The sequence below is a fragment of the Mycobacterium simulans genome (assembly GCF_900232995.1).
Lineage (GTDB): Bacteria > Actinomycetota > Actinomycetes > Mycobacteriales > Mycobacteriaceae > Mycobacterium > Mycobacterium simulans.
Window position 1 is genome coordinate 305,797 of sequence record NZ_OCVX01000004.1, and the last position, 22,252, is coordinate 328,048.

Genomic DNA, 22,252 nt, shown 5'->3' on the forward strand with positions numbered 1-22,252 from the left:
CCGACCTCGAAACCTGGCGCGTGTCCCGGCTAGTTATTGCCCCGGTTGAACTGGTCGAACCCACCTGCGTCCGCGCTCGAATCGACCGGCGCGGCAGATCCGCGCTGACCGAGTTCCTCAAGCTGGGATTCCAAGTAGGTCTTGAGGCGAGTGCGGTACTCGCGCTCGAACGTGCGCAGCTGCTCGAGGCGGCCCTCCAGCACTGTGCGCTGCTGGTTGATGGTTCCCATGATCTCGGAATGCTTGCGTTCGGCGTCGGCCTGCAGGGCGTCGGCCTTCTCCTGGGCCTGGCGCAACTGGCTCTCGGACCGGGCTTGGGCATCGGCGAGCATTGCGTCGGCGCGCTGCCGAGCCTCGGTGACCGTGGTCTCCGCGGTGTGCCTGGCCTCACTGAGAATCTGGTCGGCATTCGCGCGGGCGTCGGCCAGCATCTTGTCCGACTCGGCCTTGGCGGTGCCGGTGAGCCGGTCGGCGGTGTCTTGGGCCAGGCTCAGAACCCGGGCGGCCTTCAGGGCCTGCTCCTCGTTTGTACCGGTCGGGGCCGGTGCCGCCTTTTCCGGTTCGGGTTCATAGACCGGGATCGCCTGGGTGGGCTGGGCGGTGACTCCAGCGCCGGCGCCCCCGGCCAGCTCCTGGTCCAGTTCCGCGATTCGTTGGCGCAGATCGGAGTTTTCTTCAATGAGCCGCGTCAGCTCGTTCTCCACCAGGTCAAGGAAGGCATCAACCTCATCTTCGTTGTACCCGCGCTTGCCGATAGGCGGCTTACTGAACGCCACATTGTGGACGTCGGCAGGTGTAAGCGGCATTCTTTGTTCCCCTCAAGTTCCTGGCTGTCAAACGATCTGGAAAGTGTAGAACGCAGTGGTAGCCATCGTGCAACTACCGTCCATCCTGTCACACCAGACTCGGCGGTTGCCGATTGGAGTAACAAATAAAGAGCAATTTCAATCTCTAAGCCAATAAATCACATTTCTTAGATTTGAATATTGCGCTCACGAATCTGTCTCCAAAACGTGGCCGAAGCGTCTCACATCTTCACCGGGCGGTGACCTCAGTGCGGCCTATCGGCCGCACCGAACGCCAGTTGCATGCCGATGAACGCCACTAGCAGCAGCACCATGATGGACAGGTCGAACCGTACTGCGCCGATGGTGAGTTGCGGGATCAGCCGGCGGAGCAGCTTCACCGGCGGATCGGTGATCGACATGATGATCTCCAGGATCACCACGGTGAAGCCGGTAGGGCGCCAGTCACGGCTGAACGAGCGGATGAACTCTACGACGACCCGAGCGATCAGCAGCAGCCAGAAGACGAACAGCGCGAACCCGAGGATCTCAAAAAACAGCACCAAGGAAAGCCGACCTTACCGATGTGTACCGATGTGTACCGATGTTCATGTCAAGACGCCGCCCATGAGGGCGGCAATCGCAAGCCTACCGACTCGGCGGGCCGGCACACATCTTGCGGCGGGCCCACCCAGCGCCCAGCCCGGTGGCCCCACGTAGGACCTACCGGGCTGTGATGCGCAGTGTGGTCTATTGGTAAGCGTAGAAGCCGGTTTCGGCGATCCGGCGACGTTCCTCCGGGGAGACGTCGACATCCGCCGGTGACAGCAGAAACACCTTGGTCGCGACCTTGTCGAACGAGCCGCGCAGCGCGAAGGCCAATCCAGCCGCAAAGTCGACGAGACGCTTGGCGTCGGCGTTGTCCATCGACACCAGGTCCATGATGACCGGGGTGCCGTCGCGGAACCGCTCACCGATGGTGCGGGCCTCGCTGTAGTCCTTGGGGCGCAGCGTGGTGATCTTCGACAGCGGATGGCCTTCCTCGAACATCATCGCCATCCGGCGTGGGTCCATCGCCAGCGCGCCGCGCGTGGAGTTACGCAACCATGAGCCGAAGCGCGGCCGGGACATATCGGGACGGTCGAACCCGCGCGGCGGGAACCGCGGTTCGTCGTACCCGCCGCGATAACTGCTCGGCGGCGGGTAGTCGGCCGGCTCACCGCGCAGGTCGCCGCGCGGATCCCGGCGCGGGTCGTCGTAGTCACGCCCTTCGTAGCGGCCGTAATCGTCTTCGAATCGCGGCCGCGAGTAGCCGCGAGAAGGAGCACGGTCGTCGTAATACTCGTCGTCGTAATCCTCCATCGGAGCCATACCGAAGTAGGCCTTGACCTTGTGCAGTGTGCTCATTGCGTGACCCCTTCTAGCCCTGGGATATTTGGTGTCTGTGATGAAGGTGTGACTACAGTGACTATTCACGGTGACCGTAACCGCCGCGGACCCAATAGCGCGGTACCGACACGCACACACGTCGAACCATGTTTGACGGCGACTTCAAAGTCGTTGGACATGCCAGCGGAAAGCCCGACCGCCTTCGGGAAGGACTCGAGCATCCGGACATGCGCGCATTTCAGCCGGTCAAACGCCTGGTCCGGGTCCCAGTCCAAGGGCGGAATGCACATCAATCCGACCAGTTCCAGGTTCTGCGACTCCTGCACCTGCGCGCAGATTCGGTCCACCGCGCCAGACGCCGCGATATCGACGCCGCCGCGAGACACGTCGCCGTCGAGGCTGACCTGAACGTAGACCCGCAACGGGTTGGCGCGATGGCTCTCGGCCAACGCCGTGGCTACCGCCCGATCCAGCGCGGTCACCACCTGCAAGCTGTCGACTGAGTGCACGGTGTGCGCCCATTGAGCCAGCGACCGAGCCTTGTTCCGCTGGATCCGACCGACCATGTGCCACTGGATACCTCGCGATCCCGCCCGCATGGGCGCGGCAAACAGTCGCGCGAGTTCAGCAACCTTGGCCGAAGCTTCTTGTTCCCGCGATTCGCCAACCGACCGACAACCCAATCGGGACAAAATCGCAACATCGGTTGCTGGGAAGAATTTGGTAATGGGCAGAAGTTCAATTTCGCCGACATTGCGGCCGGCCGCCTCGGCGGCCGCCGCTAACCGGGATCGCACCGCCGCCAACGCGTGCGTCAATTCCGATTGGCGGTCGCCTAGCCTAGAAAGATCCACCACCATCCGGTCATTCCATCCAGACCAGCGACGCCAACCGTCCGGTCGGCGCGCCACGTCGGTGGCTGAACAGTGTCGGGTCGGCGACCGTGCACCGCGGATCGACCTCGATCGAGGTCACACCCAAATCGCGTAGCTGACAAGCAATTCCGGCTCGAAGATCGAGTGCGGGGGTACCGGCGGACGTGGTGGTGCGGCTGCCCGGCAACGCCGCCTCGACCTCGTCGGCCATAGCGGCGGGCACCTCGTAATTGGGACCGCTGACCGCCGGACCCAACAGCGCTGAAATGTCACCGGTCCGCGCACCCAGACCCAGCATCGCTTCCACGGCGCGAACCACCACGCCGCGCTGGGCGCCGACGCGACCGGCATGGACCCCCGCAACCACACCGGCCCGCGCGTCCGCCAGCAGGACGGGCACGCAGTCGGCCGTCAGAACCGCCAGCGCCAATCGGGGATTGTTGGTCACCAATCCGTCGGCGCCCCCCCTGCCGCCGACGGCGGCGCTCTGCGGCCCGTCGACCACCTCGATCCGGTCACCGTGGACCTGGTTCATCCATACCACTCGCTCACCGGGCAGGCCGATGGCAGCGGCCAGCCGCGCCCGGTTGGCCGCCACGGCCGCTGGGTCGTCACCGACGTGGTCGCCCAGGTTGAAGGTGTCGAACGGCGCTGACGACACGCCGCCCGCCCGGGTGGTAGTCACCCGACGGATGTGAACGCTCACGTGCCCAGTATCCGGAATGCATTGCCGGCCGGGCGACACCGATGTCCGGCCCCCATAATTCGTGGCCGGTTTGTCGCACACTGGCAAGCAAATTGAGACCTCAGCGGCGCATGAAGGGCGGCACATCGACGTCATCGTCGTCGCCGCCGATGCTCAGGGTCGCACCGTTGGTGTGTATCGGCACGCTTACCGCGTCGACCGGCTCGAACAATGTCGAGGTGAGCTTGCCGGCCTTCGCCGACTCGATCCGGTGAGCGCCGCCGGTTTCCCCGACGACCGGCTTGCGCCCGGGCCCACTTGCCGCAAATCCCGCCGCGATCACGGTGACCCGCACCTCGTCACCGAGCGAGTCGTCGATCACGGTGCCGAAAATGATGTTGGCGTCCTGATGCGCGGCGTCCTGCACCAACGAAGCCGCCTCGTTGATCTCGAACAGACCAAGGTCACTGCCGCCGGCGATCGACATCAGCACGCCCTGCGCGCCCTCCATCGAGGCTTCCAGCAGCGGTGAGTTGATGGCGATCTCGGCAGCTTTGAGCGACCGGCCTTCTCCCCGGGCAGAACCGATTCCCATCAGTGCGGTGCCGGCACCGGACATGATGCCCTTGACGTCGGCGAAGTCGACGTTGATCAACCCCGGCGTGGTGATCAGATCGGTGATGCCCTGCACGCCGTTGAGCAGCACCTCGTCGGCGCTGCGGAACGCATCCATCAGCGATACCGCGGCATCCCCCATCTGCAGCAGCCGGTCGTTGGGGATCACGATGAGGGTGTCGCAACTTTCCCGTAGCGCGGCGATTCCGTTTTCGGCCTGATTGCTGCGCCGCTTGCCTTCGAACGAGAACGGCCGAGTGACCACACCGACGGTCAATGCCCCCAGTTTGCGGGCAATGCTGGCGACGACGGGCGCACCGCCGGTGCCGGTGCCGCCGCCTTCACCAGCGGTGACGAATACCATGTCGGCACCGCGCAGCAGCTCCTCGATCTCATCCTTGGCGTCCTCGGCCGCCTTGCGCCCGACTTCCGGGTCGGCGCCGGCACCCAGCCCGCGGGTGGAGTCACGACCGACGTCGAGCTTGACGTCGGCGTCGCTCATCAACAACGCCTGCGCGTCGGTGTTGATCGCGATGAACTCCACCCCTTTGAGGCCCTGCTCGATCATCCGGTTGACGGCGTTGACACCACCGCCGCCGATACCCACGACCTTGATGACTGCCAGGTAGTTATGCGGGGGGGTCATCATTCGTCTTCCTCCCTGGGGGGCTTGGAGTCTCGCTGCGGTGTGTCTCCTTGCAAAACTCTCAACCTCAACCATAGATTTAGAGTTATGTCAAGTACTTCTGCGTAACCAGAACCGTATGGGTACGAGGCGGACTTACCGCGCAGGCGCGCCGACGCGCCGTGGGCATTTTTTCCGCGCTCGAGCCTGAGGCTGGCTTGAATGCGCCGCCCAGCGTCACGTCAGCGCGGCATTCGGCGTCGAGCGTCACGCCATCCTGACGCCCGCAGGGCTGCCCTCACTTCACGGTCGGCAGATCGGGGCTGGACACGTCATAGGTCCGCCCGGGCTGCGTCAACAGCGCCGCCAGTTTCTCGGCCTTCTCCTCTGCGCGGTCGGTGCTCCCCCAAATCACCACCCGGCCATCAGACAGCGTGAGGGTGATCGAGGACACCGAAGGGGCCGCGATCCGACCCACCTGGCCTGCTACCTCCGGGCGCAGCGCGGTCAGTACGTGCAAGGCGGCCAGAGTCGGCGGATCGGTGGGACCGGGATTGTCGACATCGATGTAGGGCAGTGCCGGCGGCGGCGGATCGGTCGCAAAGTCGACGCCGTCGCGGTCAAAAAGGTGCGGACCGTCGGGAAAGTCCTTGACCACCACCGGGACCCGCTCCACGATGGTGATCCGCAACGCCGACGGGTACTGACGCTGCACCCGCGCACTGGCCACCCGCCGGATCGCGGCCACCCGGTCGGCGACCTGGTCGGTGTTGATCTGCAACAGTGGCGTCCCGGGCCGCACGCTGGCAGCGTCGAGGACCTCTTCGCGGGTCACCGCCCCGATCCCGGTGACGACGATGCTGCGCGCCGACATTACCGGCGTGAAATAGAGGACGAGTGCCAGAGCCACGCCGACGACGGCCAACACCACCGTTGCGAGCAGCATCTTGAGCCCGCGAACAACCCCTCGCGCGGCGGCTTTTGGAGGGTAGGGCTCGTCGTTGGCAAGCCCGCGCGCCCGTCGCTTGGCCTCACGGCGAGCCTGCTCGATCGCCGCAGCGCGAGCTTGCGCGGCGCGACGCTCGGCACGCTCCCGACGGGCGCGCCGGCGCGGCCCCTCGAATTCGGCTTGATCGGGCTGCTCCGGCTGATCGGACCGCTCCGCGCCGTCCTGCGATTCGATGACGAGCGGTTCGGTAGGGGCGCTCTCGTCGACCACACCCGGGCCGTCGCTGGGTTCGGTCACCGCGTTACCCCCGGACGACCGGGCGCGCTGCGATTGGCTCGCACCCGCAGGGCGGTCACGATCTCGGGCCCCAGCAAGGTAACGTCGCCGGCGCCCATCGTGACGATGACGTCGCCTGGACCCGCCGCCGCGGCCACTTCCTCGGCGACCGCGGAAAAATCCGGGATATAGCGCACCGGAACACTGACGTGCTCGGCGACGCTGGCTCCGCTGACACCGGCGAGCGGCTGTTCGCGGGCGCCATACACGTCCAGGACGAACACTTCGTCAGCGGCGTCCAGCGCGTGACCGAATTCGGAAGCGAAAGCCTTTGTCCGCGAGTACAAATGGGGCTGAAACACGACCAGCGAACGGCCGGCCGGAGTGGTGGGGCTCTGCTCAAGTACCGTGCGTACCGCAGCGAGTGTCGCGCTGACCTCCGTTGGGTGGTGGGCGTAGTCGTCGAACACCCGTACCGATGCCTCCCCGACACCCGAGGTCCCGACCAACTCGAAGCGGCGACGCACACCCTCGAAACCGGCCAAGCCGTCGAGCACGTCATCGGCTGGTGCGCCGATTTCGATCGCGGCTAGCAGCGCGCCCAGCGCGTTGAGCGCCATGTGCCGTCCCGGCACCGAAAGCCGCATCACGCGTGGGTGCGGTTCACCGGCCAACTCGATCTGGGCGACCGCCTCGATGCCCTGCTGTTCCCACGACACAAGGGTGCCTACCAACGGCTCGCCCGGTTGGGAGGGTGAAGATCCGTACCGCCGCACCCGAATTCCCAAGTCGGCCGTGCGCCGGGCCAGTGCGGCCGCGCCGGGGTCGTCGGTGCACACGACCAGCGCGCCCCCGGGGGCGAGCCGCCCCACGAAGGAGTCGAACACGCCGACATAGGCGTCGGCGCTGCCGTAGAAGTCCAAGTGATCGGACTCGATATTCGTTACCACCGCGACGTCGGGCGTGTATTCCAGCAGCGAACCGTCGCTTTCGTCGGCTTCGGCCACAAAGCAGTCACCGCTGCCATGGTGGGCGTTGGTACCCGCTTCCCCGAGCTCACCGCCGACCGCGAACGACGGGTCCCGCCCGCAGTGCTGCAGGGCAACGATCAGCATCGAGGTCGTCGTTGTCTTGCCGTGCGTGCCGGTGACCATCAACGTGGTACGCCCAGCCATCAGCTTGGCCAGCACGACCGGCCGCAAGACCACAGGAATACCGCGCCGGCGAGCCTCGACGAGTTCGGGATTGGTCTTGGGAATCGCAGCCTGAGTGGTGATGACCATGGTGACTCCGCCGGGCAGCTGGTCCAGGGATGACGCGTCGTGTCCGATCCGGATCTGCGCGCCACGGGCTCGCAGCGCGTGTACACCACGCGACTCCTTGGCGTCTGACCCCGATACCAGCCCGCCGCGGTCCAGCAGGATGCGGGCGATGCCTGACATACCGGCTCCCCCGATGCCAACCATGTGCACCCGACGCAGCTCGGGCGGCAATTGCTCGGCGCTCACCGCCGACCTCCGGCTGTTTGCTTAGCGACATCTAGGGCCGCCTGGGCCACCTGGCGCGCTGCGTCACGATGTCCCACCTGTGCGGCGGCCGACGTCATTGCCGCCAGCCGCGGCGGGTCGTTGAGCAGACCAGCCACCCGGGCGGTCACCAGGTCCGGCGTTAGGTCGGCGTCGGCGACCACCATGCCACCGCCCGCATTGACCACCGGCAGCGCGTTGAGCCGCTGCTCGCCGTTGCCGATCGGCAGTGGGACGTAGATGGCCGGCCGGCCCACGGCCGACACCTCGGCCACGGTCATCGCGCCGGCTCGGCAAATCACCAGATCGGCGGCGGCGTAGGCCAAGTCCATGCGGTCCAGATAGGGCACAGTCACGTAGGGCGGGTCGCCATGGTCGGGCATGCGCAGCTCCAAGACGTTCTTGGGTCCATGCGCATGCAGCACGGAAACGCCCCCCGCGGCCAACCCGGCGGCCGCCGCAGAAACCGCTCGGTTGAGTGAGACGGCGCCCTGCGAGCCGCCGAACACCAAGAGCACCCGCGCATCGTCGGGGAAGCCGAAATGGGCGCGCGCTTCGGCTCGCAGGGCCGCGCGGTCCAACGCGGTGATCGCCGCCCGAACCGGCACTCCGACCACCTCGGCGCGCCGGAGCCCAGAATCCGGCACCGCTGAGAGCACTCGGTCGGCGCTGCGCGCACCGACGCGGTTGGCCAGGCCGGCCCGTGCGTTGGCTTCATGGATCACCACCGGGATCCGTCGACGCAATCTGGGTACACCGCGCGCGGCGAGATACGCCGGCAGGGCTACGTAACCGCCGAAACCGATGACGACGTCAGCCTCGACCACGTCGAGCACCGCCCGGGTCTCCCGCACGGCGCGCCACACCCGAGACGGCAGCCGGGCCAGGTCGCCGCTGGGTTTTCGCGGCAGCGGCACCGGGGTGATCAGCTCGAGGTGGTAGCCACGCTCAGGCACCAACCGGGTCTCTAGTCCCCGCGCGGTCCCCAGCGCGGTGACCCGGACGTGCGGATCTAATGCGGTCAGCGCGTCGGCGACGGCCATTGCGGGCTCCACATGGCCGGCCGTGCCGCCGCCGGCGAGGACGACCGACAATGGCTCAAAAGACGGCGAGGCAGCACCGGCGGGCCGGGGGCTTACCCCGTGCCCGCCGGCCGGCTTCCTGACCGAGTCATTCACCCGTAACGCTGACCTTCCAACGCGCGAACACGCCCTGTAGGACGCTGGCCCGCGTACCGCTGGCCAGATCCATGATGCCTTGATCGACGGGCCGGCCGATCAGCAGTTCGCGGTAACGCCGGTCGCAGCGGCTTGTCCGGTTGCCGGGGCGCCTTGCGGGGGGCCACCTGCTTGGCCGGTTGCGGGTGTGGGCGCTTGCGGTCGCGAAATGCCTCGAGCCGGGTCGGTACATACGGCTCCGGCAACGGCAACCGCAGCAGCCGGTTCACCTTGTCGTCGCGCCCGGCCCGCAGCGCCGCCACCGCCTCCGGCTCGTGGCGCGCCGCGTTGGCGATTATTCCTATCAGCGAAAGCGTTGTGGCCGTGGAGGTTCCACCCGCCGAGATCAGCGGCAACTGCAGGCCGGTGACGGGCAACAGCCCGATCACGTAGCCGATATTGATGAACGCCTGCCCCAGCACCCACAACGTCGTGGTCGCGGTAAGCAGCCGCAGGAACGGGTCGGCCGACCGGCGGGCGATCCGCATTCCGGTGTAGGCGAACAACCCGAACAGCCCAAGCAGTCCGAGCGCGCCGATGAGGCCCAGCTCCTCGCCGATGATCGCGAAGATGAAGTCGTTGTGGGCGTTGGGCAGGTAATTCCATTTGGCCACACCCTGACCGAGGCCGTCGCCGAAGATTCCGCCGTGGGCAAGTGCATACTTTGCCTGCCGGGCCTGGTAGCCGGAGTCCTGAGGATCGTCTTCTGGGTTCAGCCAAGACCTCACCCGGTCGGACCGGTAGCCCGCGGATACCGCAAGGATCCCAGCGGAGATGACGACCGCTGCCAGCGAGCTGAGGAAGACCCGCAGCGGCAACCCCGCGTACCACAGCAGACCCAACAGGATGATGCCCATCGACACCGTCTGTCCCAGGTCGGGCTGCGCCACGATCAGCGCGAGCGCGACGACGGCGGCCGGCACCAACGGAATGAGCATCTCGCGCAACGACGCCCGTTCCATACGGCGGGCCGCCAGCAGATGCGAACCCCAGATGGCGAACGCCATCTTGGTCAGCTCGGACGGCTGCATCGAGAAGCCCGCGACCACGAACCATCCGCGAGAGCCGTTGGACTCATGGCCAATTCCGGGAACCAGCACGAGCACCAACAACACGATGGTGATCGCGAAACCGGAGAACGCGATTCGACGCATGAAGCGAATCGACATCCGCAGCGACACGTAGCAGCCGATGAGTCCGACGACCGTCCACAACACCTGCTTGCCGAAGATCACCCACGGCGATCCGTCGTCGTCATAGGACCGCACGCCCGACGCCGAAAGCACCATGATCAGGCCGAGGGTCGTCAGCAGCGCAGCGACGGCGATGATCAAGTGAAACGAGGTCATGGGCCGGCCCAGCCAGGCACCAAACCGGGTGCGTGCACCCTCGGCTTTGACCTTGGATGGGGATGACGGATTTGCATCCTTTGGACCCGTCTCCCCCACTTCGGCCGGCTCCGTCTCCTCCTCGGTGTTGACGGCCTCGTCGTTGCCCTTGCCCCGGCGCTTGTCCCGGTTCAGAAGCCGGGTCAGTACGCTACCCACGCCCGCTACCGGACCGCAGTGCGCACAGCGGCCGCGAACGCGTCGCCACGGTCGGCGTACCCGGCGAACTGGTCGAACGATGCGCCCGCCGGTGCCAGCAGCACCGTGTCACCGGGCTTAGCCATTTTTCGGGCCGCGGCCACCGCCGCGGCCATCACGCGAGTGCCGATTGTCTCACCGGCGTTATCAACTCGTGTCACAGAGGCAACAGAAACCTCAGCAGTCGCATGCATCTCAACATCCTCGCCTGTCACAACCTGCACGACGGGGACATCGGGGGCGTGTCGTGATAACGCCTCGGCAACCTCGGCCCGATCGCGCCCGATCAGCACCGCGCCGACCAGGCGGGACGCGATTCGAGCGACCTCGGCGTCCAGAGACGCGCCCTTGAGCAGGCCGCCGGCCACCCACACCACTCGCGGGTAGGCCAACACGGATGCCTCGGCGGCATGGGGGTTCGTGGCCTTGGAATCATCGACGTACCTGATGCCGTCGACGACGGCCACCACCTCAGCCCGATGCCGGCCCACCTGAAACGCTGCGATCGCGTCCGCGATCGCAGCCGCGGGCACTCCGATAGAGCGGGCCAAAGCCGCGGCGGCCAGGGCATCGAGCACTCCGACCGGGCCAGGCACCGGTATGGACGCGACCGGCAGCAGTGCCAGGTCATCGGCAAAGGCGCGGTCAACCAGATGCGCGTCGCGCACACCGAGTTCCCCGGCGCCTGGTTCGCCGAGCCGGAAACCGACTCGCACCGGCGCGGGCGCGGCATCCAGCAATGCGGCCGCCCGATTGTCGTCCAGCCCGGCAACCGCCACCCGGCCGGTCAGCACCCGACCTTTGGCCGCGGTGTATTCGTCCATCGTGGGATGCCAATCCAGATGGTCTTCGGCGATATTGAGCACGGCGCCGGCCTCCGGCCGCAGCGACGGCGCCCAGTACAGCTGGAAGCTGGACAATTCGACGGCCAGCAGGTCGGCGGGCTGATCCAGCACATCGAGCACGGGATTGCCGATATTGCCGCACAGCACGCTACGGCGCCCCCCGGCGATGAGCATGGCGTGCAGCATCGACGTCGTGGTGGTCTTGCCGTTGGTGCCGGTCACGACAATCCAGCGGCGTGGCGGCCCGTAGCAGCCCGCCGCGTCCAGCCGCCAAGCCAGCTCCACGTCGCCCCAGATGGGTACGCCCCCAGCCGCGGCGGCAGCCAGCACGGGCGCCTCCGGCCGAAAGCCCGGACTGGTGACCACCAGCGCATATTCCGCGATCCGCTGAATCGCCTCCGCCGGCGTCGTGGTCGCGACTCCCTCGTCGACGTACCGGCGCAGCATGGCCGGATCGTCGTCGCAGACCGTTGGCGTCGCACCCCAACGCGTCAGCGCTGCCTGCACCGCCTGGCCGGTCACCCGGCCTCCGGCTACCAGCACCGGCGCACCCGGCACCAGGGGATCAAGCACGTCAGGCACCGACCGTGGCCAGCCACTCACCGTAGAACAGGGCCACGCCCAGACCGCAGGTGATCGCGGTGAGCAGCCAGAAGCGGATGATCACCGTGGTTTCGGCCCATCCGACCAGCTCGAAATGGTGGTGGAAGGGCGCCATCCGGAACATCCGGCGCCCGGTTGTGCGGAAGGTGAGGATCTGCAGCACCACCGAGGTGATTTCGGCGACAAACAACGAACCCAGCACCACCGCGAGGATTTCCGTGCGGCTGGTGACCGACAGTCCCGCGATGATGCCGCCCAGCGCCAGCGACCCGGTATCACCCATGAAGATCTTGGCCGGCGCGGCATTCCACCACAAAAAGCCGACACAAGCGCCGGCGGTTGCGGCCGCGATGAGCGCCAGATCCAGTGGATCGCGCACGTTGTAGCAACCCAGGCCGGGGGCGGTGACGCAGGCGTTGCGGTACTGCCAGAAGGTGATCAGCACGTAGGCGGCGGTGACCATCGCCATGCAGCCGGCGGCCAGCCCGTCCAGACCGTCGGTGAAGTTGACCGCGTTCGACCAGGCGCTGACGACGACTACGCAGAACAGCACGAACAACGCGGGAGCCAGTGTGACGGTGGCGATCTCACGCACGTAGGACAAGTCCGCGCTGCCCGGTGTCAGGCCGGCGGGATTGTGGAACTGCAGCACCAGCACCGCAAACAGCACGGCGGCGGTGATCTGTCCGACCGTCTTGGCCGTCTTGTTCAGCCCGAGGTTGCGCGATCGGCGAATCTTGATCAGATCGTCGATGAATCCGACGCCGCCCAGCGCGGTGGCCAGGCCCAGCACCAGCAGGCCCGAAGCGGATATGCCTTCGCCATCGAACGCCAGTCCGGCTACGTGGGTGCCCAGGTAGCCCGCCCAGATGCCGGCCAGGATGGCCACGCCGCCCATCGACGGGGTGCCGCGTTTGGTGTGGTGGCTGGGTGGGCCGTCTTCGCGGATCTGGTGACCGAAGCCCTGCCTGTTGAACAACCGGATCAGTGCGGGGGTCAACAGGATGGACACAGTCACCGCGATGGCGACCGCGATCAGGATCTGTCTCATGGATGCGCGGCACCACCCTTTTCGGGGCCCTCGGCGACCAGCGCGTCCGCCAGTGCGCCGAGCCCGGCCGCGTTCGACGCCTTGACCAGGACCACGTCCCCGGGTTGCACCTCGGCCCGCAGTAGTGCCAGGGCGGCGTCGCCGTCGGCAACATTGACGGCCCCTCTCTCGGCGCCGCTATCAGACGCAGCCCCCCACGAGCCCCACGCCCCTTCCAGGACCGCACCGTGGTGCATGGCGCTCATCGACCTCCCGGTTCCCACGACAACGAGTCGAGACACATCTAAGCGCACCGCAAGCCGGCCGATGCGATCATGCTCGGTTATCGCGTCGTCGCCGAGCTCAGCCATCTCCCCCAGCACTGCCCAGCTGCGCCTCGGATGTTGGGCTCGAGAATCCCAGTGCGCGATCCAGGCCAGCGCCTGCAGCCCGGCCCGCATCGAGTCGGGGTTGGCGTTGTAGGCGTCGTCGATCACCGTGACCCCATCGGCGCGTGTGGTCACCTGCATTCGGTGCCGCGACACCGGACCCGCGACGGTCAGCGCGGACGCTACCTGTTCGATGGTGGCGCCGCAGTGCAGTGCGACGGCACCCGCGCACAGCGCGTTGGTGACCTGATGGTCGCCGAACACCCCCAGCTGAACCTCGGCTTGAGCATCCCCTTTTGGACCGCCCGTGTGCATGGTGAAACGGGGCCTGGCCAGTTCGTCCAGCGAAACCGGGCCGGCCCACACGTCACCGGTGTGTTCGCGACTGACCCGGACCACGCGGGCAGCAGTAGCGTCAGCCATGGCGGCGACTGCCGCGTCGTCGGCATTGAGGATGACCACACCGGAATGTGGAACAGCTTGCGGCAGTTCGGCTTTGGTTTGTGCGATGACCTCGCGGGAACCGAACTCGCCCAGATGCGCGGTGCCGACATTGAGGACCACTCCGATTGATGGCCGCGCGATCTCGGCCAGCGCGGCGATATTGCCCGGATGGCGCGCCGACATCTCCAGGATCAGGTAGTCGGTGCTGCGGCTTGCGCGCAGCACGGTCCAGGGATGGCCCAGCTCGTTGTTGAACGATCCCGGCGGGGCCACCACCTCACCCAACGGATCGAGGACCGTGGCCACCAAGTCCTTTGTCGATGTCTTACCCGACGAGCCAGTGATCCCGATGATGGTCAACCCCCCGGCGACCAGTTCCGCGGCCACCGCTTTGGCGAGCCTGGCCAGCGCGGCCAGCACGGCCGCACCCGATCCGTCGGCGTCGTGCTCGAGCACACCGGCAACGCGGCCCCCCGCTGTGCGCGGCTCAGGCGCAACAACGATGGCGGGGACGCCGACCGCCCTAGCGGCCAAGACGGCGACCGCGCCGGCCGCTACCGCCGAAGCCGCGTGGTCGTGGCCGTCGGATCGCGCGCCGGGCAACGCCAGGAACAAGCCGCCCGGGCCGATGGCGCGCGAGTCGAATTCCACGGTGCCGGTGACGCGGCGTTTCGCGGCGTCTTCCGGCGTGATATCGGCGAGTTCGCCGCCTACGATCTCGGCGATCTGAGCGACGGTCAGGTCGATCATCAGCGGCCCCCTAAGGCCGCTAGGGCCCGAGCCAGCTCCACCCGGTCGTCGAACGGACGAAGCTGACCGCCGGCGCGCTGACCGGTTTCATGGCCCTTGCCGGCGATCAGGACCACGTCACCGGGGCCCGCCCAGGCAACGGCATGCCGGATTGCCTCGCGACGGTCGCCAATCTCAACGACCTGCGCCGCACCGCCGCTTTCGGCCGCCCCGGCCAGAATCTCGCGGCGGATCGACGCTGGATCCTCACCACGCGGGTTGTCGTCGGTAACGACGACCAGATCGGCCAGCTCGACGGCGATCGCACCCATCGCAGCCCGCTTGCCGGGATCGCGATCGCCTCCGGCGCCAAACACCACCGCCAGCCTGCGGTCCTGGTGCAGCAAGGTGGTCAGCACCGCACGCAACGCCTCCGGCTTGTGCGCATAGTCGACCAGCGCCAGAAAATCCTGACCGCGGTCGATCTGTTCCAGTCGCCCGGGAACCCGGACTTCCCGCAGCCCCACCGCCGCCTGTTCCGGCGAGACCCCGACTGTATCGAGAATCGCCAGCGCCACAACACAATTGGCGACGTTGTAGCGCCCCGGTAGCGGGATGCCGACCCGGTGACGCACGCCGGCGGGATCGATGACGGTGAATTCCTGCCTGCCGGCGCCTACCGCTGCTACGTCTGTGGCGCGCCAATGCGCGGGTTGGTCTGCGGCACTTACCGTGATCGCGTCGCCGGCCCGGTCGGCCATCGCGCGACCGGCCTCGTCGTCGACGCACACGACGACGGTGCGCGCGCGCAGCGCCGATTTTTGGTTGAACAGTGATGCCTTGGCCTCGAAGTAGTCGGCCATGCTGGGGTGAAAGTCGAGATGATCGCGCGACAGGTTGGTGAAGGCGCCGACGGCGAACTTGGCGCCATCCACCCGGCCGAGGGTCAGCGCGTGACTGGACACCTCCATGACCACGGTGTCGACTCCACGTTCGGTCATTGCCGCCAACATCGCCTGCAGCGCGGGAGCTTCCGGAGTGGTCAGCGCGCTGGGGATGTCAGCGCCGTCGATGCGGATGCCGATCGTGCCGATCAGACCGGCAACTCGCCCGCCGGCGCGCAGACCGGCCTCGACCATGTAAGTGGTGGTGGTCTTGCCCGATGTTCCGGTGATCCCGACAACCGTCATGCGCTCGGACGGATGTCCGTACACCGTCGCGGCCAGACCACCGAGCACGCTGCGGGGCGCCGGATGCACCAATACCGGGACAGCTGCCCGGCTGGAAATCTCGGCGACGCCGCCAGCGTCGGTGAGCACCGCGACGGCACCGTGTTCGATCGCCTCCCCGGCGTGCCGCGCCCCGTGTGTGGTCGAGCCGGCGAGCGCGGCGAACAGGTCACCGGGCCGCACGTCCTGAGCACGCAGCGTCACGCCGGTGACCTGCACGTCCGGCACCGATGCGATGTGGTCAGGACCGTCAGCCGGTACCGCGCCAACCTGCGCCGCCAGTGCAGCAAGCCGCACGCCGGCGACCGCGTTGGGGCGCAATCCAGTGGGCACCGACTCCACCACTGTCGCCACCTCCGTCCAATGTCCGACGCTGCATGAAGCCATGATCGGCCATGACACCCTACCTAGCTGCGGTGGCCCAGGAGATGCTCCCGCGCCCGCAGCGGGAAATACATACCGACATCGGCTTACCCGCCCTGGCGCTCAGACGCGGTTAGCCGCCGCCTGAGCGAGTTGGACACGGGAAGTGAAGCCGAGTTTGGTGTAAACATGGGTCAGATGGGTTTGCACGGTACGAGGTGAAACGAAAAGCCGCGTCGCGATCTCCTTGTTGGCCAGTCCTTCGCTAACCAGTCGCACGACGTCAATCTCGGTCGGCGTCAACGACTCCCAACCAGTGCCCGGGCGTTTGCGCCAGCGGTGACCACGCTGCGCATACGCGATCGCCTCCTCGACCGACAACGCCGCACCCTCTGCCCAGGCACCGTCGAAGTCGTTCTCACCCATCGCATCTCGCAACACAGCCACCGACTGTTCATATCTCGCTTGATGAATCGCAAAGCGGACCAAGCCGATTCGTTGCCGGATAGCCTCGGCCGCGCCCAAGGTTCGTGCCGCCGCGGCATAGGTACCGGCATCGCCGGCAAGGCTGGCAAGGCTGGCAAGGGATTCGAGCACGTCTGGGAGATCCACATGTGCCCCACTATCGGCTGCGCAGGCGAGTGCGTCATATGCGTCGCGTTCGGCTTCTTGTCGCTTGCCCTCGGCGATCCCGATCCGAGCGCGCGTCATCAGCGCCACCGCTAGGTGCCGGCCGGTCATTGAATGCATGGAATCGTCGATCCAGCGGCGGGCCTCGACCAGGTCGCCGTCCACCAGCGCGACCCGCGCGTTGAACGCGCGCTGCACCGCCGCAGACTGCGGCATGGCCAAATTAAAGTTCCGCCAGGCTGCTTCACTTGCGTCTTTGGCCGTTTTAGCGTCGCCCGCAGCCAGCGCGGCCGTGGCCAACGCGGAATAGCCCATACCCGCAAAGAATTCGCCCAGCTCGGCGGCCTCAAAAGCCGCGTCGGCTGCCGCCCGAGCAGCCTTCAGCTCACCCTGGTATGCGAGGACGTAGGCCAGGCCCTGGAAGCCACTGGCCTTGTGCAGCACTTCGTGAGCCGCCTCGGCCTGGTCCGCCACTTCGCCGAATTGTGCAGCGGCTTCGACCAGATTGCCTCGCATCAGCTGTGCAAAACCAAGACACCAGCGGCACCAAAGGGAATCGGACCGATCACCGATCGAGTTGGCCAGCTCGCACCCCTCTTCGGCGGCCGCGTGGGCTGCGATCGGGTAACCCGCCATCACCGCATCGAGCGCCTGACAGGTAAGGATCTGAGCAAGCCGCCACTGATCGTTTGAGGCGCGGGCGAGGCCGATGGCCTCGGCGAAGTAGGGCGCCGCTACCTCCGCGCGGGCTACCGCCACACCGATCAGTCCGCGGGCCATGAGCGCTCGGGACAGCAGGACCGGGTCATTGACCTCACGCGCCATAGCCAGGGCCTGTTCGGCGTGGTCCATACTCACGGCGGCGTCGGCAAACATATCGAGCAATGCCTTGTCGGCGAGCGCCCGCGCACCTATTGCGGCCGAGATCCCGTCGAACTGCGGCCCATCCAGGCCGGTGAGAACGGCGTCAAACCAGGCCCGACCTTCCCGGATGCGGCCGCGTTTCAGCCACAGCGGCTCCAGCGAGGACGCCAGCGCCAAGGCGAGTTCCGCATCGGAGTTTTCGCGGCTCCACGCGAAGGCGGCGCGCAGGTTGTCGATGTCGGCTTCAGCCTGGTCGAGGCACTGCTCATAATTGCTGCCGCGCGGGCTGTCGAGCCGGGCCGCCAGCGCTGTGTAGTGGTCACGGTGACGCGCCCGCAACGCGTCGATCTCGTCGGCCTCGTCGGCCTTTTCCTGCGCATACTGGCGCATCGTCTCCAACAGCCGATAGCACGTTCGACCGCTGCTGTCGTCGACCACCACCAGCGATTTCTCGACGAGAAGGGTGAGCCGGTCGAGGACCTGATAGCGCGGCACATCACCGTCGCTTGCGACCGCATGCGCGTCGTCGAGGCAGAAGCAACCCACGAACACCGCCAGCCGGCGGAACAAGACCCGTTCGGGTTCGGTCAAGAGCGCGTACGACCAGTCAACCGATGCCCGCAGCGTTTGCTGGCGGCGCGCCCAAGTACGCGCCCCTCCGGTCAATAGATGGAATCGGTCACATAAACCAAGGAGAATCTCGTCCAGAGACAACGCTCGCACCCGTGCCGCCGCTAGCTCGATCGCCAGCGGCAATCCGTCTAGACGGTCGCAGATCTCGGTCACCACGGCGCTGTTGTCGTTGCTGAGGCGAAAATCGGGCCGCACCTGCTTGGCCCGACAGCTAAACATCTGGACGGCTTCATCACCTACTGACAGCTGCGGCACCAGGTAGCTCACCTCACCGGGCACCCGGATCGGCTCACGACTGGTCGCCAGCAACCTCACATCCGGACACGCTTCCACGAGGGCCACCACCAAGGCCGCGCTGGCTTCGATCAGATGTTCACAGTTATCCAGCACCAACAACACCCGACGCTCACCGAGGTAACGCAGCAAGGTGTCCGTCGTGGAGCGGCCGGGCTGGTCGTGCAGGCCCAGCGAGCGCGCCACCGTAATCGGCACCAGGTCGGGGTCGATGATGGGTGCAAGATCCACGAACCAAGCGCCGCCGAACTCACCCGCGATCTGAGCCGTGACCTGCGTTGCCAACCGTGTCTTGCCCACGCCGCCGGCGCCAGTCAGGGTCACCAGCCGGTTATCGGCCACCAACTGGTGCACCTCGCTGATCTGCGCGGTACGCCCTACGAAACGGGTCAGGTGCACTGGAAGACCATGGGTGACAACGTTATCGGCGGCCCGCAGGGGAGGGAATTCGACACGAAGGTCGGGATGACATAGCTGCACCACTCGCTCAGGACGGGGCAAATCACGCAACTGGTGGGTGCCCAGGTCAGTCAGCCAGGCCTCACTAGGCAGCCGATCGACCACCATGCTTTCGGCCGCGCTTGACAGCAGCGTCTGACCCCCATGAGCCAGATCACGCAGGCGCGCGGTCCGATTGATGGTCGGACCGGCATAGTTGCCCTCACGGCGCACCAGGATCTCCCCGGTGTGCACACCGATGCGTAACCGAATCGGCGCCAGCGGCGCACGCTGTAAGTCCAACGCGGCAGCCACCGCATCAGACGCGCGAGTGAACGCGATCACGAAACTGTCACCCTCGCCCTGCTCGACAGGACGCACTCCGTCATGGGCAGCGGTCACGTCGGACACCGCTTTGTCGAGACGAGCGATCGCGGCGCTAATTTGGTCGGGTTGGATGTCCCACAGGCGCGTCGAACGCTCGACGTCGGCTAACAACAACGTCACCGTGCCCTGCGGTAGCAACTCGCTCACGCCCACACCGCTCCTCGGTCGCACTCATGCTAGCCAGCATCCGGCGACGGTGGAACCACAAGACGCACCAAACCAAATCAGATGCTGAATCGCCGCGGCGGTGGTGGAGACGCGGGCTAGCTGACAGTCGCTGTCGGCCGCACCGCAGCGTGGGCTAGTGCCGTCCTATGGCGCCTGCGGGACGGGATGGGTTTGCCCGTCGACATCGCGGCCGATCCATGTGCTGATGCGCCGTGCGGCGGTAAGCGCGGCCCAGGCCAGTGCGCCGACCAGAGCGGCGTCGGTAACAAGCAGGGGTCTAGCGGCGGCGACATCGCCATCGGTTACCTGATGCGGCGCCAGGCTTGTCAGCAGGGCAAGACGGGTAGCTGCGTGCAAATCTGCGGGCAGGTCGACGGTATGCTCGCTCGTCCAGCCGCTACTGAGGGGCATCGGCTCGCCGCGCCATGATGCCACGACATGCCTCACCACCTCGCGGCTGGCTTCGGGTAGATGCGGGGCGCTATCCAGCCGGTGACTCAATGACGCGAACGCGGTCGCCACCGGCGGACAGCGCACGGCCCAGTCGAAATCGTCGGGCAGCGGTCGGTAAGCGAGCCGCTGCGTGGACATCCCCCGCCGGTGGCTTGCCCGAACCTTGCGGGCGAACGCCAACCCCCCGGCCCTGCGTATCAGGTGTTGGGCGCGGGCGCCTCCGGGCAGGAACGTTTCGTCGAGCAGGACCAGGACCAGCCGGGCGATGAAGTGGAACTCGAGCGCGGTGCCAAGGTATTCGGCCGCGACATCCGGGCCAAACGGCGCGGCCGGTCCCGACGGTGACCCCGAGCCGGCAGCCCACTCGACATAGGGCGCGTTGGGATCATCGGCGGGTGGCTGTTTGCCGGCCAAAATCGCAGCGGCGGTGTCGCTTTCGCCGGCCGCGTACAGCATGGTGGTATGCGCGTCGACGCACCACGGGCAGCGCAGGCTGGCAGCGACGGCTGCGGCAACAGCTTCCTTGCGGCCGCGCGGCACCTGCCCCACCAGAAGCGTCTCCCGCAACGTCGCCCAGCCGGCGGTGAGCAACTGCTCGTCCGGTGACAACATGACGAGCGGCTCTGGCAGGCGGCCGAACTCACGGCGGGCCTCGGCGTAGACCTCGGCGACGACGCCACTGGCTCGGCGCGGCAAAACGGGCTCAATGTGATTGATAAATCTCACTATTCGCCTCCCTCCTGGGCGGTGCTGGCTCGGTCCAGTGCTGCGTCGATCGCAGCGCGAGCCCGCTCGCCGGCCTGATCGTCGTCCAACAGCAGACGGGACCAGTTGGCCTCCATCGCGTACCCGTGAAGTTCGAATGCGAGCTGACGGGCTTCGATATCCGCACGTATCTGGCCCAGGCGTTGCGCCGCTTCGACTTCAGCCATGATGGCGTCGATCCCGGCCCGTCCGGCGTCGGCGATGCGGTCACGCACCGGGCCTGGCTGTGAGTCGACGTCGACGGCCGCGGCCGCGAAAAAGCAACCACCGGGGAAAACGTCACGTTCGAGGTAACTCACCCACGCGAACATCAACGCGTGCAGCCGATCCCGTCCTGGGGCGGCCGCCATCGCAGGGGTGACTACCTCTCGCTCGAACACACTTATCGCGGCATCGACGGTGGCCAATTGCAGCTGCTCCTTGGCGCCGAAGTGCCGAAACAGACCCGACTTGCTCATCTCGAGGTGCGTAGCTAGTTCGCCGATGGACAGCCCGGACAGTCCTTTGACCGATGCGGTATCCATTGCGGCGCGCAGGATCTGCTCGCGGGTGGCGCGGCCGGCCGCTGCGCTAGGCATGGGTTGTCGCCTCTTCTCCGAACGCCTCGATCAATGGCGCCAGCCGGTCTAGGGCCCTTAGCACCTCGTTGCGGTCCGCGGACGGCAGCGTCAGAGCCACCTCGGCGATACCGGCGGCGCGATAGCTTTCCAGCGTTGCCCGGTCGCCGGCCGACGAGTACACGCACACCTTCGCGGTCGATGGATCGCGCCCGGCACGTTCGAATGCTGCATGCAGCATCGGCAGCGCTCCAAGAAGCTCGCCGTACCCCTCGATCGGCTGCCAGCCGTCGCCGTGCTGGGCGATCACGTCGAAGGCCCGCATGCCGGGCCGGCAGCCGAACAACACCGTCGGCTCGACCGCGGGTTTCGGCCACGCCCACGACGGCGGCACCGACGCGTGGACACCGTCGTATCGGGTCGGTTCTGCCGTCCACAGCGCCCGCACGGCGGCGAGCTTGTCCACCGTCACCGCGATACGGTCGGCGAACGCCACACCGTGGTCAGCGAGCTCCTCCACATTCCACCCAAAACCCACCCCCAACACGAACCGGTCGTCGGACATAGCGGAAAGTGAGGCGATCTGTTTGGCCAGCAGGATCGGATCGTGCACTGCCACCAGGCAGGCCCCGGTGCCCACGCGCAGCCGAGTCGTGACTGCGGCAGCGGCGGCGAGCGCGACAAACGGGTCATAGCAGCGGCAGTACCACGGTGGCAGCTCTCCACCGGGCCACGGCGTCCGCCTGCTGATCGGCACGTGTGTCTTCTCTGGCACGTACAGCCCCGCGAACCCACGCTCCTCGGCCCATACTGCGACCGCCTGCGGGTGTGGGGTCAGGTCGGTGACGAACTGCATGAGCGAAACGAGCATCGGCGGCCGGCTTCCATTAAGCACGAACGTTC

The 22,252-nt window shown here is 66.8% G+C and carries 18 protein-coding genes; all 18 read right to left on the reverse strand.

All coding sequences use genetic code 11. The features are described from left to right. Positions 1-29: 29 nt before the first annotated feature. Positions 30-806 (reverse strand): DivIVA-like cell division protein Wag31, encoded by a 777-nt coding sequence (gene wag31 / locus MSIMFI_RS17520; RefSeq protein WP_186243592.1) that lies wholly within the window; start codon positions 804-806, stop codon positions 30-32. Positions 807-1,051: 245 nt separating this feature from the next. Further along, the gene (locus MSIMFI_RS17525; RefSeq protein WP_083114612.1) at positions 1,052-1,351 is read right to left on the reverse strand and encodes a YggT family protein; all 300 of its coding nucleotides are present in this window, start codon (positions 1,349-1,351) and stop codon (positions 1,052-1,054) included. Positions 1,352-1,535: 184 nt separating this feature from the next. Then, the gene (locus MSIMFI_RS17530) at positions 1,536-2,192 is read right to left on the reverse strand and encodes a cell division protein SepF (RefSeq protein WP_191498413.1); all 657 of its coding nucleotides are present in this window, start codon (positions 2,190-2,192) and stop codon (positions 1,536-1,538) included. Positions 2,193-2,257: 65 nt separating this feature from the next. Then, the gene (locus tag MSIMFI_RS17535; protein WP_191498414.1) at positions 2,258-3,034 is read right to left on the reverse strand and encodes a YggS family pyridoxal phosphate-dependent enzyme; all 777 of its coding nucleotides are present in this window, start codon (positions 3,032-3,034) and stop codon (positions 2,258-2,260) included. A gap of 4 nt (positions 3,035-3,038) precedes the next feature. After that, entirely contained in the window at positions 3,039-3,755 is a 717-nt protein-coding gene (pgeF, locus tag MSIMFI_RS17540; RefSeq protein WP_191498415.1) for a peptidoglycan editing factor PgeF, read from the reverse strand. Positions 3,756-3,855: 100 nt separating this feature from the next. Beyond that, positions 3,856-4,995: a cell division protein FtsZ gene (ftsZ, locus tag MSIMFI_RS17545; protein ID WP_085251672.1), complete on the reverse strand. Its 1,140-nt coding sequence runs from the start codon at positions 4,993-4,995 to the stop codon at positions 3,856-3,858. A 277-nt stretch (positions 4,996-5,272) separates the two neighbouring features. Beyond that, positions 5,273-6,220, reverse strand: coding sequence for a cell division protein FtsQ/DivIB (locus MSIMFI_RS17550; protein ID WP_186243596.1), 948 nt, complete (start codon positions 6,218-6,220; stop codon positions 5,273-5,275). After that, on the reverse strand, positions 6,217-7,707 hold the full coding sequence (murC, locus tag MSIMFI_RS17555; RefSeq protein ID WP_191498416.1) for a UDP-N-acetylmuramate--L-alanine ligase: 1,491 nt from the start codon (positions 7,705-7,707) through the stop codon (positions 6,217-6,219). The genes MSIMFI_RS17550 and murC overlap by 4 nt, the downstream gene beginning before the upstream one ends. After that, the gene (gene murG, locus MSIMFI_RS17560; protein WP_191498417.1) at positions 7,704-8,903 is read right to left on the reverse strand and encodes an undecaprenyldiphospho-muramoylpentapeptide beta-N-acetylglucosaminyltransferase; all 1,200 of its coding nucleotides are present in this window, start codon (positions 8,901-8,903) and stop codon (positions 7,704-7,706) included. Before murG ends, murC begins: the two co-directional genes overlap by 4 nt. Beyond that, the gene (gene ftsW, locus MSIMFI_RS17565) at positions 8,900-10,489 is read right to left on the reverse strand and encodes a putative lipid II flippase FtsW (protein ID WP_191498418.1); all 1,590 of its coding nucleotides are present in this window, start codon (positions 10,487-10,489) and stop codon (positions 8,900-8,902) included. The genes murG and ftsW overlap by 4 nt, the downstream gene beginning before the upstream one ends. Positions 10,490-10,494: 5 nt before the next feature. After that, complete coding sequence (murD, locus tag MSIMFI_RS17570) at positions 10,495-11,946, reverse strand: UDP-N-acetylmuramoyl-L-alanine--D-glutamate ligase (protein WP_191498419.1); 1,452 nt, start codon at positions 11,944-11,946, stop codon at positions 10,495-10,497. A gap of 1 nt (position 11,947) precedes the next feature. Next, entirely contained in the window at positions 11,948-13,027 is a 1,080-nt protein-coding gene (mraY, locus tag MSIMFI_RS17575) for a phospho-N-acetylmuramoyl-pentapeptide-transferase (protein WP_191498420.1), read from the reverse strand. Then, on the reverse strand, positions 13,024-14,589 hold the full coding sequence (locus MSIMFI_RS17580; protein WP_191498421.1) for a UDP-N-acetylmuramoyl-tripeptide--D-alanyl-D-alanine ligase: 1,566 nt from the start codon (positions 14,587-14,589) through the stop codon (positions 13,024-13,026). The genes mraY and MSIMFI_RS17580 overlap by 4 nt, the downstream gene beginning before the upstream one ends. Beyond that, positions 14,589-16,184: a UDP-N-acetylmuramoyl-L-alanyl-D-glutamate--2,6-diaminopimelate ligase gene (locus MSIMFI_RS17585; RefSeq protein ID WP_191498422.1), complete on the reverse strand. Its 1,596-nt coding sequence runs from the start codon at positions 16,182-16,184 to the stop codon at positions 14,589-14,591. Before MSIMFI_RS17585 ends, MSIMFI_RS17580 begins: the two co-directional genes overlap by 1 nt. A gap of 99 nt (positions 16,185-16,283) precedes the next feature. Then, positions 16,284-19,553, reverse strand: coding sequence for a helix-turn-helix transcriptional regulator (locus tag MSIMFI_RS17590; protein ID WP_191498423.1), 3,270 nt, complete (start codon positions 19,551-19,553; stop codon positions 16,284-16,286). Between the two features lie 165 nt (positions 19,554-19,718). Continuing rightward, positions 19,719-20,753, reverse strand: a complete 1,035-nt coding sequence (locus MSIMFI_RS17595; protein ID WP_191498424.1) for an alkyl hydroperoxide reductase — start codon at positions 20,751-20,753, stop codon at positions 19,719-19,721. After that, complete coding sequence (locus MSIMFI_RS17600) at positions 20,753-21,370, reverse strand: TetR/AcrR family transcriptional regulator (RefSeq protein WP_191498425.1); 618 nt, start codon at positions 21,368-21,370, stop codon at positions 20,753-20,755. The genes MSIMFI_RS17595 and MSIMFI_RS17600 overlap by 1 nt, the downstream gene beginning before the upstream one ends. Further along, complete coding sequence (locus MSIMFI_RS17605; protein WP_191498426.1) at positions 21,363-22,220, reverse strand: TIGR03619 family F420-dependent LLM class oxidoreductase; 858 nt, start codon at positions 22,218-22,220, stop codon at positions 21,363-21,365. Before MSIMFI_RS17605 ends, MSIMFI_RS17600 begins: the two co-directional genes overlap by 8 nt. Positions 22,221-22,252 lie beyond the last annotated feature (32 nt).

Excerpts from the sequence above, each read along its gene's own strand:
- MSIMFI_RS17535 (WP_191498414.1), bottom strand. The coding sequence starts at position 3,034 with ATGGTGGTGGATCTTTCTAGGCTAGGCGACCGCCAATCGGAATTGACG.
- MSIMFI_RS17585 (WP_191498422.1), bottom strand. The coding sequence starts at position 16,184 with ATGGCTTCATGCAGCGTCGGACATTGGACGGAGGTGGCGACAGTGGTG.
- MSIMFI_RS17600 (WP_191498425.1), bottom strand. The coding sequence starts at position 21,370 with ATGCCTAGCGCAGCGGCCGGCCGCGCCACCCGCGAGCAGATCCTGCGC.
- wag31 (WP_186243592.1), bottom strand. The coding sequence starts at position 806 with ATGCCGCTTACACCTGCCGACGTCCACAATGTGGCGTTCAGTAAGCCG.
- ftsZ (WP_085251672.1), bottom strand. The coding sequence starts at position 4,995 with ATGACCCCCCCGCATAACTACCTGGCAGTCATCAAGGTCGTGGGTATC.
- MSIMFI_RS17580 (WP_191498421.1), bottom strand. The coding sequence starts at position 14,589 with ATGATCGACCTGACCGTCGCTCAGATCGCCGAGATCGTAGGCGGCGAA.
- mraY (WP_191498420.1), bottom strand. The coding sequence starts at position 13,027 with ATGAGACAGATCCTGATCGCGGTCGCCATCGCGGTGACTGTGTCCATC.
- MSIMFI_RS17530 (WP_191498413.1), bottom strand. The coding sequence starts at position 2,192 with ATGAGCACACTGCACAAGGTCAAGGCCTACTTCGGTATGGCTCCGATG.
- MSIMFI_RS17605 (WP_191498426.1), bottom strand. The coding sequence starts at position 22,220 with ATGCTCGTTTCGCTCATGCAGTTCGTCACCGACCTGACCCCACACCCG.